The 14406-nt window shown below is 58.8% G+C and carries 10 protein-coding genes; all 10 read right to left on the bottom strand.

Features of this window, described 5'->3' with window-relative positions:
- Positions 1-56: 56 nt before the first annotated feature.
- Positions 57-785: a hypothetical protein gene (locus ASC86_RS17485; RefSeq protein WP_056323936.1), complete on the bottom strand. Its 729-nt coding sequence runs from the start codon at positions 783-785 to the stop codon at positions 57-59.
- Complete coding sequence (locus ASC86_RS17480; protein ID WP_056323934.1) at positions 782-2815, bottom strand: ATP-binding protein; 2034 nt, start codon at positions 2813-2815, stop codon at positions 782-784. Before ASC86_RS17480 ends, ASC86_RS17485 begins: the two co-directional genes overlap by 4 nt.
- Complete coding sequence (locus ASC86_RS17475) at positions 2815-3210, bottom strand: hypothetical protein (RefSeq protein WP_056323931.1); 396 nt, start codon at positions 3208-3210, stop codon at positions 2815-2817. Before ASC86_RS17475 ends, ASC86_RS17480 begins: the two co-directional genes overlap by 1 nt.
- A gap of 77 nt (positions 3211-3287) precedes the next feature.
- On the bottom strand, positions 3288-4187 hold the full coding sequence (locus tag ASC86_RS17470) for a hypothetical protein (RefSeq protein ID WP_056323929.1): 900 nt from the start codon (positions 4185-4187) through the stop codon (positions 3288-3290).
- Positions 4188-4671: 484 nt separating this feature from the next.
- Positions 4672-5760 (bottom strand): hypothetical protein, encoded by a 1089-nt coding sequence (locus ASC86_RS17465; RefSeq protein ID WP_056323927.1) that lies wholly within the window; start codon positions 5758-5760, stop codon positions 4672-4674.
- 270 nt (positions 5761-6030) lie between these two features.
- On the bottom strand, positions 6031-6846 hold the full coding sequence (locus tag ASC86_RS17460) for an ASCH domain-containing protein (RefSeq protein WP_056323925.1): 816 nt from the start codon (positions 6844-6846) through the stop codon (positions 6031-6033).
- 93 nt (positions 6847-6939) lie between these two features.
- Positions 6940-10041 carry a DEAD/DEAH box helicase gene (locus ASC86_RS17455; protein WP_056323921.1) on the bottom strand — a complete coding sequence of 1034 codons (3102 nt, stop codon included), beginning with the start codon at positions 10039-10041 and terminating at the stop codon, positions 6940-6942.
- Positions 10042-10052: 11 nt separating this feature from the next.
- Positions 10053-11366: an EH signature domain-containing protein gene (locus ASC86_RS17450; protein ID WP_056324313.1), complete on the bottom strand. Its 1314-nt coding sequence runs from the start codon at positions 11364-11366 to the stop codon at positions 10053-10055.
- Positions 11353-12333: an OmpA family protein gene (locus tag ASC86_RS17445; RefSeq protein WP_056323919.1), complete on the bottom strand. Its 981-nt coding sequence runs from the start codon at positions 12331-12333 to the stop codon at positions 11353-11355. Before ASC86_RS17445 ends, ASC86_RS17450 begins: the two co-directional genes overlap by 14 nt.
- On the bottom strand, positions 12333-14366 hold the full coding sequence (locus ASC86_RS17440) for a MotA/TolQ/ExbB proton channel family protein (protein ID WP_056323916.1): 2034 nt from the start codon (positions 14364-14366) through the stop codon (positions 12333-12335). Before ASC86_RS17440 ends, ASC86_RS17445 begins: the two co-directional genes overlap by 1 nt.
- Positions 14367-14406: the final 40 nt, after the last annotated feature.

Genomic DNA, 14406 nt, shown 5'->3' with positions numbered 1-14406 from the left:
CGGGCGCCAAAAGGAATCGATTTTCTGGATCGCACCGATTGGCTTGCTACCCTCCGTTACCCGTCTCGGACATCCAGCATCTGGCGCACCTCGTCTCCGCTCATCACACTGACCTCGCTGAGGCGTGTGGCAATGGCCATCAGGTCCTCGCGCCGCGTCTCCAGCATGTCTCGCGCGGCCTGCTCAGCTGACAGCAGCCGGGCATTGACCCGCTCTGTCAGCTGCCGGTCGAGATTCAGCTCGGTGATGCTGACACCCTCAGATCGATAGACGAGGGGCTGGTGGTTGGAGAAGCCTAGCCTCGTCTCGGCCGCCAAGGCGTGGTTTGTAGCTTGAGCTAGATCGCTGTCGTCGCCCCCGCCAGCGCCTGCCATTGGCTCCCCGAACACCAGGAGTTCGGCAGTGCGACCGGCGAGCAAGCAGGTGATATAGTCCATCAACCAGCTTTCCGTCTGTGTCAGGTGACTGTTCGGCCGACTGCTGACCTGTCCGACGCCGTCGATTCCGATGGTCGCGGTAATAACTTCGGCAATGCCAGTCAGCGTGAAAGCCATGGCGTGGCCTGCCTCATGGATCGCCGTGCGCCAGCGAAGGTCGTCGGACATGCGCATCTGTCCATCTAGCAGCGCCTGCTCGAGATCGCTCCAAGTGATGTCGCGCTGCTCCCTACGGGTCTTGCGCCGGACCTCGCGGACGACGCGTTCGATGTCTGCGCCCGTGCGACCGGTTGCAAGCAAGGCCAGCGGTCGAAGGACATGATGCGGTTGTTCCTGGATTTTGATCATTGCGGCGCTTCCTTTCCATGTTCGGCTTTTCGGCGCTCAGCTGTTTTCCGCAGCTGCGGATCGTGGCCCTTCGCCTTCTGTGGTGGTAAAGGTTTCGGAAACGGTGTGGTCGGAGCCGAGGAAAGAACGCCAGGCAGGTCGTCCGCCAGATGGTGTGCCAGGATGCCGCTGAGCGCATCGGTGTCCGGCATGGGAACGACCACATGCGTCTCCAGCCGGCCTGACCGCAGCAGGGCGGCATCAATCCGATCCGGCAGGTTCGTCGCCCCGACAACGATCACACCTTCGGTCTTGGAGGCGCCATCCAGCAGCTCCAGCATCCGGTTGATCAAGGAGCGCCAGTAGTCGTCATACTGTTCTCGCCGGCTGCTGCCCCGGCTGCCGATATTGTCGATTTCGTCGATGAAGAGAATGGATGGCGCATGCGCCCGGGCCGCCTCGAAGGCGTGCGACATGCGCTTGAGCACATCGCCGAGATAGCCAGGCTCCAGCCATGCCGCGACGGACGTTACCAACAGCGGCACCTGCAGCATGTTGCATAGAGCGTGGGCATAGGTGGTCTTGCCAGTACCGGGAGGCCCCGAGAGAAGGAGCTTGGTGCTCATCTCGCTCCAGCGAAGACCTTCCTCCCGCCAAAGCTCAAGATCGCCCCTCAGATCGAGTGCCCATTGCCTCGCCTCACCGTAGCCGGACATGGATTCGATCCGAAGGTGTTGCACGTAGCTGCCGACTGCAATTTCTTCTGGTGACGCCTCTTCGCCCACGGCGCCCGTGTTTTCGGCAGTTAGCTTGAGCGGCTGAATGATTTCGACGCCATCAGGCGCGGCCGATTTGCCGGTCTCGCCCGATGTGCCAGCCCTGCTTTTCGACTTGGGGTCTCGGCCAGTGCGACCACGACGACCATCACTGTCCTTGCTGTCATCCTCGTCGCAGCTTCGTGCCCTTTCGCCGAGCGCGGCAAGAGTGGCCAGGATTGCTTCAAGATCGTGTGACGGCCTGATCGCCAATGTCAAGTCATCGATCGACAGGCCTTCCAGATCGAGCCCCAAAACTTCCATACCTTTCAGCGATCGCGTCGGGGCAATACCGAGGGTAATATGCAGCAGCTCGGCGAGCAACGCGTGATCCAGACCCTGGCATTCGAAGACGACGTCCACAGTCAGCGCCAAGGACGGTGACGGTGTAACACTCGTTTCGTCGACAACGATGACGGGCGTTGACCTGTCCAGGAGTGCATCTGCGAGATGCTGCGACAGCGCCGTGTGCTCGATATGGCGCGCGCGATTGCCGCTTAACAGTTTGACGGCACGGCGCGGCTTTGTCCTTGGCTCACCGTGATACTGCTCGCGGAGCGAGGCACCGTGGTAGACATCGCCAACCTTCACGCGATAAGGCAGCAGCAGGCCGTCTTCCAACATCTTCGCAAAGCGTCGTTCGAAGCGCTTAACAGGCGCTTTGATCAAAGCGAAGATGTCGGCACGTGCAACGAGTTCGCGCAAGGTTTCGATATCTGGGATACTCGATCCAACAGCCCGGGCCACCAGCAATGCCATCGCTACATGAGCGACACTTGGTGCCGGCACATGCTGACGCAAAAGGGCCAGAATATCGGTCTCCTTCGCCATGGAAGGTTGTTTCGGCATCAGGGTCGCGGGCCGGTCCGCCTGGTCCTCGTCGTTGCTGGCCGATGCAGCGATATGTTTCACGCGCGACTTCGTCCGCGGCCGAACCTCAAGCTCTGCATCCTGATCGGTCTCGTAGTCGAACATGTTGAGTGTCGTGCCGCTTGAGGACGTCATCGACGTGCCAAGTCGCCGCGCGATCAGTTTGCGATCCTTATCCTTATCACCGGTCATAAGGTGCAGGGTGCTGTCTGCAACAGTCCAGACCGTGCCGCTGTCCTCATCTTCACCAGCGGGATATTCTTCAAGGAGCCCGACGTTGGCTGCCGCAGCATAGAGATCGAGAACTGCACGACGGCGAAGGCGGGCGAGCAGATGGCGCGTAATGCGATCGGTGGGGGTTTCCATTAGGCGCCCTCCCCCATCTCGACACTCCGCTTGGATGTGCGCTGCCCGTCAGACCCCGCGGGATCGAAGTCATGCGCCCAGTAACGACGGTTGCCGGTCAGCCAGTCATGCACCATCACGGCGGACGGTTCTCCCTGATCGCAGAGATCGATCAGCCACTTGCGTAGCTGCGGCTGCAGGCTCGACAGGCTGCGCCCCTTTCGTCGGCCGCACCGGATGGCGACACCCACAATGGTGGCCACGTGTTCGCGGAACTCGTCGTCTGCGACGAGGCTTTTGTTGCCGGTGGCCAGCAGATGAAGAACCTCAGGCTCGGCAGCCTTCAGCTGCGAAGCAGGCTGGATCGGCGCGTGGCGGATCGGAAAGGACAGAATATTGGAAATTTTTTTCGTCATGGCAGACGATCTCCTGATCGCGTGCCCATCGGGCATGCGTTGAATAGGCAGGGTGGATTATTCGCGGGAGTCGGTCGCTAGTGCGGGGCAGCGCGTGGCGCTTGCGCAAAACCGATCTGGATCGGCGGGCGTGATGCGCCACGACCAACCAACTCCGGTGGCACGGCCGGCTGCGCAATTTCTGACGCCGCACCGCGCAACCGAAGCCGCTCGGCTTCCGCAACATCGGTCACCTTTGCGTCGCGATGGTCCTGGAGCGCGTCATTCCAGTTCAGCTCGATCCGGGTCTGGAACAGGTGGCGCATGTTGGCCATGACTTCACCTGCGCCCTCGACCTCAAGCAGATGATCGAGATGCGAGAGTGGCCAGACACCGCCGTCGATGTCGGTGCGCTGGTTTTCGGCGTTGAGGATGACGACCCGCACCTCTTTTGCTTGGAGCCGGCGATGCTCTTTGTAGAGCAAGTCCGGCACAACGAGCGCGGCGGCCAGCATGCGGTTTTTGAGCTCGGCGATCCGCGATACCTCATACGACCCGAGGCTGCGTTTGACATCGACCAGATGCACGACCTCGGTCCTCTGGTTGAGGATCAAAAGGTCGGGCGTATAGCTTTTGCGTCCACCACTGTCAGCGTCAAGGCTGAGTGACCGGTAGAGTTTGGGGTCGTTCATCTCTACCAGCTCGGTCGCCGCCTTCGTCACCGGTAGACGCAAGTTGCCAGAGAGGACGACAAGGTCCGCGTTCAGATTAGCGATCAGCGCAATGCCGCGTTCCAGGAGCCGTCCTTCGGCAACCGGCACGGCGCGCAGAATCGTAGTGATCTCGTTTATGCCGGCAGAGAGCGCACGGCGAAGCAAGTCGGTGGACAGTGCAGGTGCGACGATCTCCTCGATCAGCGCATTCAGGCTGGGCTTCATGGTCTCGACATCTGCGATGGTGGAGTAGGCAGGCGCCGTCATGTGTTTGATGGTGGTCATGGGTCTCTCCCGTTAATTGGAAACAGGATCGCCCGACGCGGCAAATCCGCGGACAAATGCCCGCGCATGCGGAAACAATTTCCGCATCGGATACCAGCGTCGGCGATCAAAGGTCCGGTTATGACATGCGACCGACGCGCAGCGGCGCGCGGACGAACGGACGTGTTTCAACAGAAGGGGCGGGAGAAGACGCTTCCGATACGGAAGCGAAGCAGTTAAGGGTCGACATAGCCGGTGGCCTTTCGCAAGAAGGTTGCTGGTCAGGCCCGCGTTTGGTGTTCCACCACCGACGTGGGCCGCTAAGTGTCTGCAGAACCAGGTGTTTCTCCAGACACCGTCGACATAGCCCGGATATCGGTGTCCGGCTAGCCGGTTAGAACGCATCCGGAACAAAGAGCCCTGGCATGGTTAACGGCGAACGCTTCATTCCAATGCACTAAACGCAAAAAGCCCCGCACGATGGCGGGGCTGTTGGACACGCTCTTCAAGCCGCAAGCTTCTTGTACTGGCGCTTCGAAGGTTTGGGATCGAACAGGATCATGCCCCTCATCTCCTCCCTGTCTTCTGGCGGCACGATCTCGAGAGCGTTCTCGACAGAGTCCTGCACGTTGGAGGGCATCTGATCGAACGGGATCAGGCCTTCAGTGTCGTTCGTGTCTGTCGCATCGATGTCGGGTTCTCCGGCGATCGCTTCGCCGTGGACCACAAAGCGAAGCAGAGCGACGACGTCGTTCTGAAGCCATGGCACGAACGATGCACGCTCGGGCCATGTGGTGCCACCCATGAGACTAAGCAGGTTCTGCACCTTCCGCCAGGCAGTGCCATGGGGAAGCTTAGCAGCACGCCAATTCATGTAAGATGTCGCATCAGGAACGAGCGGTGCGGCAATACTGTTGAGAAGGTCGTGTGCATGTCGGCAGTCCAGCATGACTTTGTCCTGCAGCGTCTTTTTCACAACAGGCTTATTGTTTTCGTGCGGCTTCAGCGCCTCTTCGACCCGTGTAAGGATCACGGTCACTAGCTCGATAAACCGAACGGTGTCCTGCTGGACCTTCACCTGAGCGACTTCGCGAAGCCCAACAAGCCCTGCTGCGTTGAAGGTGTCGTCCGGACGTTCGAGCTTCTTGCCGGGCGTTACGCCGACCATGCTTTTGACCTGCGCCACGGTCAGCTGTTCGCCAGCTTCGAATGCCGAAAGCACGTGTTCAACATACTGCTGGTCCGCGTAGGCGAGGACGAAAAGGGTCGTCGGCGCAATTGCCGCCTCAACGATCCGGTCCTCGTATGCGGACAGGTTCTCGTGGATGGCAATATAGTTGCGTGCGGACTTCGGCGTGAACTTACAGATCGCCTTAACCCACGCGCCAAGCTGCCTTTCCGGAAGAATGGCTTTGGCGCGCGCGAGGTAGCCGCCCAGCTCCAATGCCTGTTTGGTCGAGCGACGTCCGAGGGAACGGATTCCCTCCCCAAGCTCTTTCAGCTCGCCCTGCTGCTCCGGGCTGATCTCTTCATCGCCTGCCGCTGCCTTGGTAGCCAGAGTGGTCGCAATCTTCTTCTGCGTGTATTTAGTCATGTCGTCTTATCTCCTGTTTTCATCCGGTCTTCATCAGCGACCGTGAGATAATGATGACATGGATTTCGGATATGCGTTACAACCGGAATCCACAAGGTTTTGAAAACATTAGGAAACTTTCCGAGTTTCCTAATGTTTTCTCATTTTGAGACGGAAATTCCTCAAGGAATCCGGTGAGCTAAAATTTCTGAAAAATCTTCAAGAGCCGCTTTGGTATACACTAATAAATTGCAGTGAGGATATCAAAAATTTGAAGACGAGGCCCGAAAGCTACTTGTCTCGCTTCAAAAGCCATACCCGGTATTGATAGGGCGCCGTTTCTTCCACTGTCACCGTGTCGCCCGGTTTCGCATCGTTGTTTCGGAAGAATGATGCGATCCAACCTCGCGCGCGGAAAAACCTCTTGGAACCGTCCAGGTCCGTCCAAACACTGTCCTCGCCCCAGTTAACGGATATCTCCCTCAGCGCCTTGGCCGCTCTATTCGATCCACCGACAGAATCTGCCGGGAAGCGATCGAAGAACCCGCGGAGATATATATGGTGGTGGTCGATGTTTCCCTGAGTGATCTCGACTTGGCCGATGACCTTGGCGTCTCTCTTATCCACAACGCTTGGCGCTGCGGCCAGCGAGGTCAAGGGAGCCTGGAAGGCAGGCGCGTCATTCAACTGTCGGACAATTGCCTCCGAAACATCGTCTTCCAGCTTAACCCATGTTACCGCGCCATTCTTATGACGGTAGCGCACGGGAGTTGTCAGCCGCCTGACATCGGCAAGCACCCAAGGCGTGTTCCACGTCGCCACCTCACCGGATCGTATCATCTCTTCCGGAATGCGGTGGCGCTCGTAAGCCTCTATCATCTGCTCGGGAGACTGCGGAGGTTTCACATCGACCAGCCGAGCGACACCGTAGACTGCTCCGAGCCCCTTCCATATCAGCCCGAACCAGCCGCGATGTGACGCTGACGTCGATCGCATTTCCCAGTCCTTCTGACCACTCAGGATCAAGCTGATCCACGGGTCCGCGATTACAAGGGCTTTGTCGACTGAAAGGATGGGTTCGATGGCGGTGTTGCTTTTATTCGTCATGGTCGGTCCAAGTTCATTTTATCGCTATCCACTCGCCGCCGCAGGGACGCCTCCCGTTGCGGAAATCATTTCCGCATACCGGATCGTTCGAGGTCAATCGATTGCGAGCGATCCATCGGCCTCCGCTGCAGGAAGCCTCAGATTGTCCCGCTGAAACATTCCGTGCATCGCGGCTTTCACTGGATCGCCGTTGTCGGTCGTTCTCTCGGCAGTCATCAGGCGTTGAAGTGCTGCGACATCATCCTGTGTGTCGCCCATCGGCCAAAGCGCTGAACTGGCGAGCCGCCGTTTGCGCATCATCAGGCTCTGAAGGAGGCAATCAAAGGATTGGTCCTGGTAGGAGGCATGTACCGCCATGGGGATGTGGACCGTTACAGGGTTTGTCTGTCCGATACGGTGAACACGGTCATTGCATTGCTCTTCGACAGCCGGATTCCACCAGCGGGAAAGATGGATGACATGCGTGGCAGCCGTGAGAGTCAGTCCAGTCCCAGCAGCCTTCGGTCCCAACACGAGGAGATCAAACCCTCGATCATCCTCCAGGTGCCGCTGGAACCGGTTGACGATGGCCTGGCGCTGAGGAATTGGCGTATCGCCGTTGATCAGGTCGACTCTCTGGAGCTTGAACTCAGCTCTTACCAGCTCGACGAAACGGTACTGCATCTGCCTGTGCTCTATGAAGACGAGAGCCCTCTCGCCTCGTGCATGAACACGGCGGAGGATATCCATGACGGCGGTCAGACGCGCTGACGCCGAAATGAAGTCCTCGTCGCTCCATGCCGACTGGACGGATGGGTGAACGGACACGGTGCGAATGTGATGCAGCATCTTCAGCTGAGCGCCGAGGCCGCCGGTTGCCAATTTCAGTTTGGCGTCGTCATAGGCAATAGCCTGGCCTTCCGGCATCAGTCTGGGATGAATTCTGCGCGACTTTTTGGGTAGATCGGACGCGACTTCGTCTTTCAGGCGCCGCAGTGCCAGTGGTGGGCAATCCTTGTTGGGGCGGAAAACGCGTGCATGGAGATCGGTCATGTTCTCCGCCGTCGGTTCCTTGTATCTCCCGTGGAAGTCACGCAGACTGTCGAGCGAGCCTGGTGCGAGCTGATCCATGATCGACCAGAGATCGGTCGCAGCGTTTTCGATCGGCGTACCTGTCAGACCAATACGAAAGTCGGCATTCATCGCTCTTGCGGCGACAGCTCTCAGGCTGACGGGGTTTTTCAACGCCTGAATTTCGTCGAAGACGATCGCGGAGAACGGAATGCGTCCCAACGAATGCTGATAGTTTGTAAGGGTCGTGTAGGTCGTCAGTAGCCAGAATCTGTGAGCACGACCCTCCTCGATCGCTTCCTGAAGGGAGCTCAGGTCGAGTTTGGCGTCACCGCTGTCGGTGTCACGGCCCTTTGCGCCGACCAGCTTTCGGCCACCGAGACTGCTACCATAAAGCCTGATGAGATGCCCCAGGCCAGGATCGTGGAGATGGCGGGCGACCTCCTGCTCCCAGTTTTCAAGCAAGGATGTCGGCGCAACGACAAGGACCGGACCTTTGTTCTGCGCACCCGTTTCCGCCATATGCGATTTCAGCCAGGTCAGGAAGGCGATGGTCTGAAGCGTCTTCCCCAGCCCCTGTTCGTCTGCATTCAGTACGCCGGGGAGGCCCGCCTTCCAGGCGTCGATCTGCCATTGCAGGCTCTCGACCTGGTGAGGTTTCAGGGGTGTTCTGATGGAAACCGGAATCCCGGAACCGGCCGGCGCTGATCTCGGGGTAAGTTTCGCGTGCCAGGAAACCTCTTCGAAGTTGACTGCGGTGTCGAGGACGACGGGGCCGCGCCTCCCTTCATCGGTCTTGTCGCCATCGTTATCACTGTCGTCGTTATCGATGGCGGCGTTGAGATGATTGTCTATCACGCTCAGCATTTCCGGCCTGGCCGGTATCGAAAGTTCGCCCAGTTCAACCGCGGATTTCTCGTCCTCGATCGCAGATGAAACTCTTTCCCGCAGTGCCTCAAGTTCGGAGCGGGGCATCGCACCGAGCGCCTCTCCGAGTTTTCGGCTGAATTCTTCAGGCAGCCACGTCGTACCGCTCCCTTCAGTGATGTCGAGCGCGATCTTCTCAAAAGTCACAACGCCCGTTACGCGTTCGGAAAATTCCTTGGTTTCGACGATGAGGCTGCCTGCCGCGGCCTCGATCATCTCCTGCTCGGCCTGGGGTGACAGACCTTCAAGCTTGCCTTGAGATCGAAGCGAAGCTTCTACGGCATTCGATATCTTCAGGCCCGGATTGCGGATGAAGTCCTGACGTTCTGCCGCAGGCGCATGCTGCATCTCTGCCATCACCTGCAGCGCGGGTGCCGCCGAACGGTCAACAACGAGGTAGCTGCCGGGCGACAGCCTGTAAGCGGGGAGAGCGCCGCGTTCGCGAACCCGGTTCTGGAAGATGCCGAGGTCGGTGTTCCGGATTTCCCCCATGTCCTCGGAAACTTCGTCGAAGCCGCTCAGATCGCGTTCCAGGCGCTGGGATGAAAATGGAACGACGTCAAAGTCGGACGAATTGCGGGGCGAAATGGAAAAGCTGTCCGCCATCCGCACTTGTAGACCGCCGAGAAAGTCGGTCATGGAAAGCCGAGCGGCAGGGCCTTTGTTTTCGCCATCGGCACCCGGGTCCAGCATCTGCCTGAACCGTGCCAAGGCTTCCCAGTCCGTCGAATCGCCGTTGCCGGGCCGATGCGCTTCCGACGTTTCGATCGCGTCCATCATCCACAACGGAACGCGGCGCAGTCCGTTGGCTGTTTCAAGGATAGCCCCGGTCCTTTTAGGAAACTGTCGCTGTCCGTTGCGCAGCCATTCATGCCTCAGCCGAAAGTTGCTAGCGCCGACAATGCCTTCGACGTCGGTCTTGAGGACCAGATCAACCACAGCCGGCAATCCCAGAATTTCCGCAGTCCTGGCGTCAAGAGCGGCGACAAGGCGGTGATCGAGAACAATGGCGTTGGAGGTTATACGAGGTGGGGCATCAATCTCATCACCGATTGCACGGACATCGGCGACGGCCAACAGGAGATCGCGCTCCTCGATCGGGAGGCTGTCCAGATCGGTTGTCGCCTTTCCGGACATCAGCCGGCTAAGAAACCCGTATCGTTTTTCACGAAGGGCAAGAGTTACAGCGCTCTGGTCGAACGAGACATCAAATTCCAAGGCCGGTTCCTTCAGATGTTTTCCAGCACCCAACCTTCCCAGTAGCCTTGGTGAGACTTCGCCTTGGCTCCCGGAATGTCCCGGATGTCGTCACAATCGTAGTTGTCGCCGTACAAAGCCGGAGCCCGCAGATTCGTAGCGTCGAACACATGGACCTTATAGCTGTGTGAGCCCTCTACGACGATCTTGCGCCCAACCTTCAAGATCAGAAGCGACGTGTTACTCCGGCCCCCGCCGGCAATCTGGCGGCCAAATCGCAACGTCCCTCGACTACCGGACTGTTTGCTTCTCGTTCGGGCCTCTCGAGCCGCTCGATCACTGAAGGCAACCCATGCGGCATCTATCCGCCCTTGCTGGTGCAGACCCAGCCAGAACTTTCGCCGCGGCTCCCACATGTGGCTTTCTTCAACGGCTGACACGATGTCGAGGAAGAAGCGGATGTTCTCGCGGGTCAGCCATCGGAGGATGACGCTCATCAACTGCTCGGACACGCCCGTCCAGGCGCCGCTGCGCTGCACTCGCGGATCGCCATAAAGCCCGATCAGGTTTTCGAGGAGATAACGCTGGTCATCCTCCGGCGGTACCGCTTGCGTCCAATGGCCAAGGCAAGCGGAAATTGCGTCCGCAGAACCTGTAAGCTTGGCTTCCTGATTATCGGGCTTCAGCCATCCGAATAGCCTTGCCATGCCTTCGCGGCTCTTCAGTTCCGGTGCGATTGACCGAATATAGGCGAGGTGTGCGTGGTCCATCAAACCGTTAGCATGCGGGCTACGGAGACCCAGACTTTTCAGGCCACTCCATGGATCGTCCATCCGGATCATCTTTTGGGCGACGGCCTCATGCGCGATGAATGGATCGAGTATCTCGGGGATGTGCTCCAGCAGGTTTTTCCAGCGTCCGCCCAAACGAGCCCGAGCCTCGCGAAGCGCTTCCGATAGCTCCAGGGTGTGGCGAGCAGCTGGAACATAGCTACCAATATAAATCGATGCCATGGCGCCGAGAAAGCCCATACGCGTCGAAACCCGGCATTCGTCGTAATAGAACCTCCGGAGGTCCGCGAGGTCTGGTCGCTCACGCCGCTCCCCATCAAAGAGCGCTCTTGCCGCCGATGTGACAAGCGACATCGGCGTGTTGTTCCAGTCATCGCTCTGGAAGCGGCGATTGATCTCGGCGACGAGCCTCTCGCGGTCGCGCTCCGGTGGGTTCGCCACGACGTCGGGCCAGCGTGAGAGGATACGTTCTGTCGCCGACCACAGCCGATTTATCGCGGGAAGGGCGGGAGCTTCAAAGCGCCCCCGCGCCTTCAGCTTCTCAAGGATTCCCATTCGCCACCCCATCGCTCTTTTCGAGAGAATTGCGAATCCGTTCGATTTCGTCTGATCGGCTCGGGCTGTACATGATGATCCGCAGATCGACCCTGCGGTTGGTTGCCTTGCCTTCAGGCGTATCGTTCTTTCGGATTGGTCGCATCTGCCCATATCCGGCCACGGAAAGAACGGGCTGGTTGCGAAAATTCTGGAAATCCACCAGTCCCGGCTTGCTCGCAGTCATTGTGGTGAAGGTGGAATTGGCCCGCGCCGTGGAGAGATTCAGGTTGCTGTCGGGAGTCCCGTCCGAGTCCGTGTGCCCTTCGATCTGCAATGCCTCGATGATGGACAGGCTTGGATTGCATTCCGCATTCCACGACTTCTTCGGACCCAACGTATAGCAAGGCAGTATCTGCTCGAGGCGCGCGGCAATCTTTTCGACGACCGCCCTTCTGTCAGCCTTCAACGTGCTGATGCCCCTGTCAAAAAGGCCTTCGCCCTGGAAACGAAGTGCGTCGCTTTCCTCGCTGATGACTACCTGCAGGTCAGGAAAATCGACCTTCAACTGGTTACGGAGGGTCTCGAGAATCCGACGCCGCTCCGCTGCCGACCGTGTCAGATATGCTTCGAGAGGATCGGGCTTTTTCGATTTCGCGATAATCTCTTCCAGTTCGGCGATCTTTTGCTGAAGTTGAGTGATCTCATCTCGCTGTTTGTAGATTTCGGCGGACTGCTCATCGATACGTTTCTCCTTTTCGGAAACGAGCGCGCGCAGCTTCTCTATCTCCTCCAGGGCCGTGTCGCGTTCTGCCACGACCTCTTCGTGGATCGTCCTGCTGACAGTATCGTTTTCGCTGTACTGGCTTGCGAAGAATGCCAGAAGAAGCATGACGATGAACAGGAAGCTGACGGTCATGTCCGTCATGGAGACGAACGCGCTCTCCTCTTCTTCTTCCTGATGCTGAACCCTGAAACCGCCACGCATCACACTCTCCGTGACTGCGGCGCAAACTGCTCGGCCTGCTCGACGATTTCCCTCATCGTGTCGAGAGCCGGGTTCAAGCGATCCTGCATGTCGCGAACATGCCCGAACATTCCGTCGATGGCGCGTGCGACCTGCTCGGTGTAAATTTCGAATGCATTACCCAGCTTGCTATCCATGTCATCCAGACGATCGCCTTGACCGCGCATCTGGTCCACGAGTGTTTTCAGACCGGACATGGTGCTCTCGATCGCCAGCCGCTCCTGCCCCAGTATCTTTTCCGCGGCATCAAGCGCCGCTGCGGCAGACTGTGCAGTTGTCTCTGCCGTTCTCGAGACGACGCTGGCGACATGCTGTGTACTGTCGGTCAACTGACGTACCGATGTGTCGATCCGTTCGGCAATAGACCGGATTGGCGTGGCGGCGGAAATGAGATCGCCGGATGCGGAACGGAAGGTGCCAGCGGCCTCGGAGGATGCATCTGCGCCTGCACGCACTCCCTCTGCCATTCGGCGCAGGTCGGCATTGCCCTGATTGAGCCCTGTGATCATCTCCTTGAGCTGCCCTGCGATGCCCTCCAGCGGTGCCATCAGTTCCTGGCCCGCCTTCATCGCGGCCTGCTCGGAAATCCGGGCGATCTCGGCACTGGTCCTGCCAAAGGCATCGACGACGTTCTGGCCAGCCGTGCTGATCGAGCCGCTCGCGTCCGACGTCGCAGCCTGAATTCGTGCGTTAGCGGCCTCCGTGCCGGATTTGGCCGCGGCCTCAATTTCCGACCGAAACGATTCCGCTGCAGCGCGCATGTCGCCTGCTGCCGCGGACATGGCCCGAGCGCCTTCCCCGGTATTGCTGCGGATGCCCTCCAGTGTCTGGTTCATGACATCGAGCAACCGTTCCGCGCCTTGTGTGAACGCCCCTCCCGCCGACTGCGTGGTTGCGGCCATTGAGTTTCTGAGCTCCTCGACCGCCTGCGCGACCCGCATCGTTGCCGTTTCCATTTCCGAACCCATGCGGCCGGAACTCTGGTCCATGCGATCTGCGAGCTGTCCGATCTTCATTCCGGCTTCGGAGAGACGCTGGCTTGCATCGGACAGGGCGAGGCCAACAGTGTCGGTCAGTTTGTTGGAGAGGCCGGAAACCAGATCGCCGACGCCTTCGGCGCCGAGCTTTCCAACGCGGTCCATCATCGGGGCCATCGCGTCGCTGATGGACGCAGAGATCGCTTTTGGCAGTTCCTCACGAAGTGGCCGTCCAAGTTCGGAGACAAGCTCCATGCCGATAATGCGGAAATGTTCGCGCTGTTCGCGAATAGCCTGAAGCTGTTCCGATGCCAGCGCTTCGAGGCTGATGTAGGTCAGCTTCTTTTCGATCGCCTCGCAAAGATCATGGGCGGCCTTGAGGAGTCCACCGTAGACGCGGCGAAACACGACGGTGAAGATGATCGAGCAGAACAGGCCAGTCAGCGACATGATGAACTTCGCCGAAGCGATGCTCAGCAGCGTCCTCATTGTCGCGCTGTTGATCTCCTCGCCCTGAGACATGGCGTTCAGTGCGGAGATCAGCCCGAGAAAGGTCAGAAACAATCCAATGGTAACGAACAGGCCGGGAGCGATCCGCCAGGCTCCGGCACCGAACCCCAGGTCCTCGACATTCAGGAACGTTGATGGTCGCACGGCATTGCGAAGGATGATGTTGCCGTCTTCCTCGTGGGGAACAAAGGTCTCGCGGTATTCCGTCCACGCATGCGCCAGCTGACGTTGCTGCGGAGACTTCGCGTTCTCTGCAATCTTCGCGCCGAGCGCATCGATGTTGCGGCTGAATTCGAGCTCGTCGGCACTGGCCGCTATCTCTCTCTTGAGCCAGAGAACGGCTCGTCTCTGTTTGTTCACCCTTTTCCAGAACGCGAACGATGCGATCAACAGTGACAGCAAAAGGAGGAAAGCAATGAATCCGGGCGCAGATTCATGTGTCAACAAACCCGCAATATACAAAATGAATGTACGGAAAAAGTCTCCGGTCGAAATGATGATCTGCACGTATACCCCCGATATCCGACGGCAAATCACCGCCGCAATG

Source organism: Rhizobium sp. Root1212, assembly GCF_001424985.1.
Classification (GTDB): Bacteria; Pseudomonadota; Alphaproteobacteria; order Rhizobiales; family Rhizobiaceae; genus Pararhizobium.
This window is presented reverse-complemented; position numbering and strand designations above follow the sequence as displayed.

What these genes read in the sequence shown, in the direction of transcription:
- ASC86_RS17470 (WP_056323929.1), bottom strand. Translation starts at nt 4,187, where the DNA reads ATGACCACCATCAAACACATGACGGCGCCTGCCTACTCCACCATCGCA.
- ASC86_RS17460 (WP_056323925.1), bottom strand. Translation starts at nt 6,846, where the DNA reads ATGACGAATAAAAGCAACACCGCCATCGAACCCATCCTTTCAGTCGAC.
- ASC86_RS17445 (WP_056323919.1), bottom strand. Translation starts at nt 12,333, where the DNA reads ATGCGTGGCGGTTTCAGGGTTCAGCATCAGGAAGAAGAAGAGGAGAGC.
- ASC86_RS17465 (WP_056323927.1), bottom strand. Translation starts at nt 5,760, where the DNA reads ATGACTAAATACACGCAGAAGAAGATTGCGACCACTCTGGCTACCAAG.
- ASC86_RS17450 (WP_056324313.1), bottom strand. Translation starts at nt 11,366, where the DNA reads ATGGGAATCCTTGAGAAGCTGAAGGCGCGGGGGCGCTTTGAAGCTCCC.
- ASC86_RS17480 (WP_056323934.1), bottom strand. Translation starts at nt 2,815, where the DNA reads ATGGAAACCCCCACCGATCGCATTACGCGCCATCTGCTCGCCCGCCTT.
- ASC86_RS17485 (WP_056323936.1), bottom strand. Translation starts at nt 785, where the DNA reads ATGATCAAAATCCAGGAACAACCGCATCATGTCCTTCGACCGCTGGCC.
- ASC86_RS17475 (WP_056323931.1), bottom strand. Translation starts at nt 3,210, where the DNA reads ATGACGAAAAAAATTTCCAATATTCTGTCCTTTCCGATCCGCCACGCG.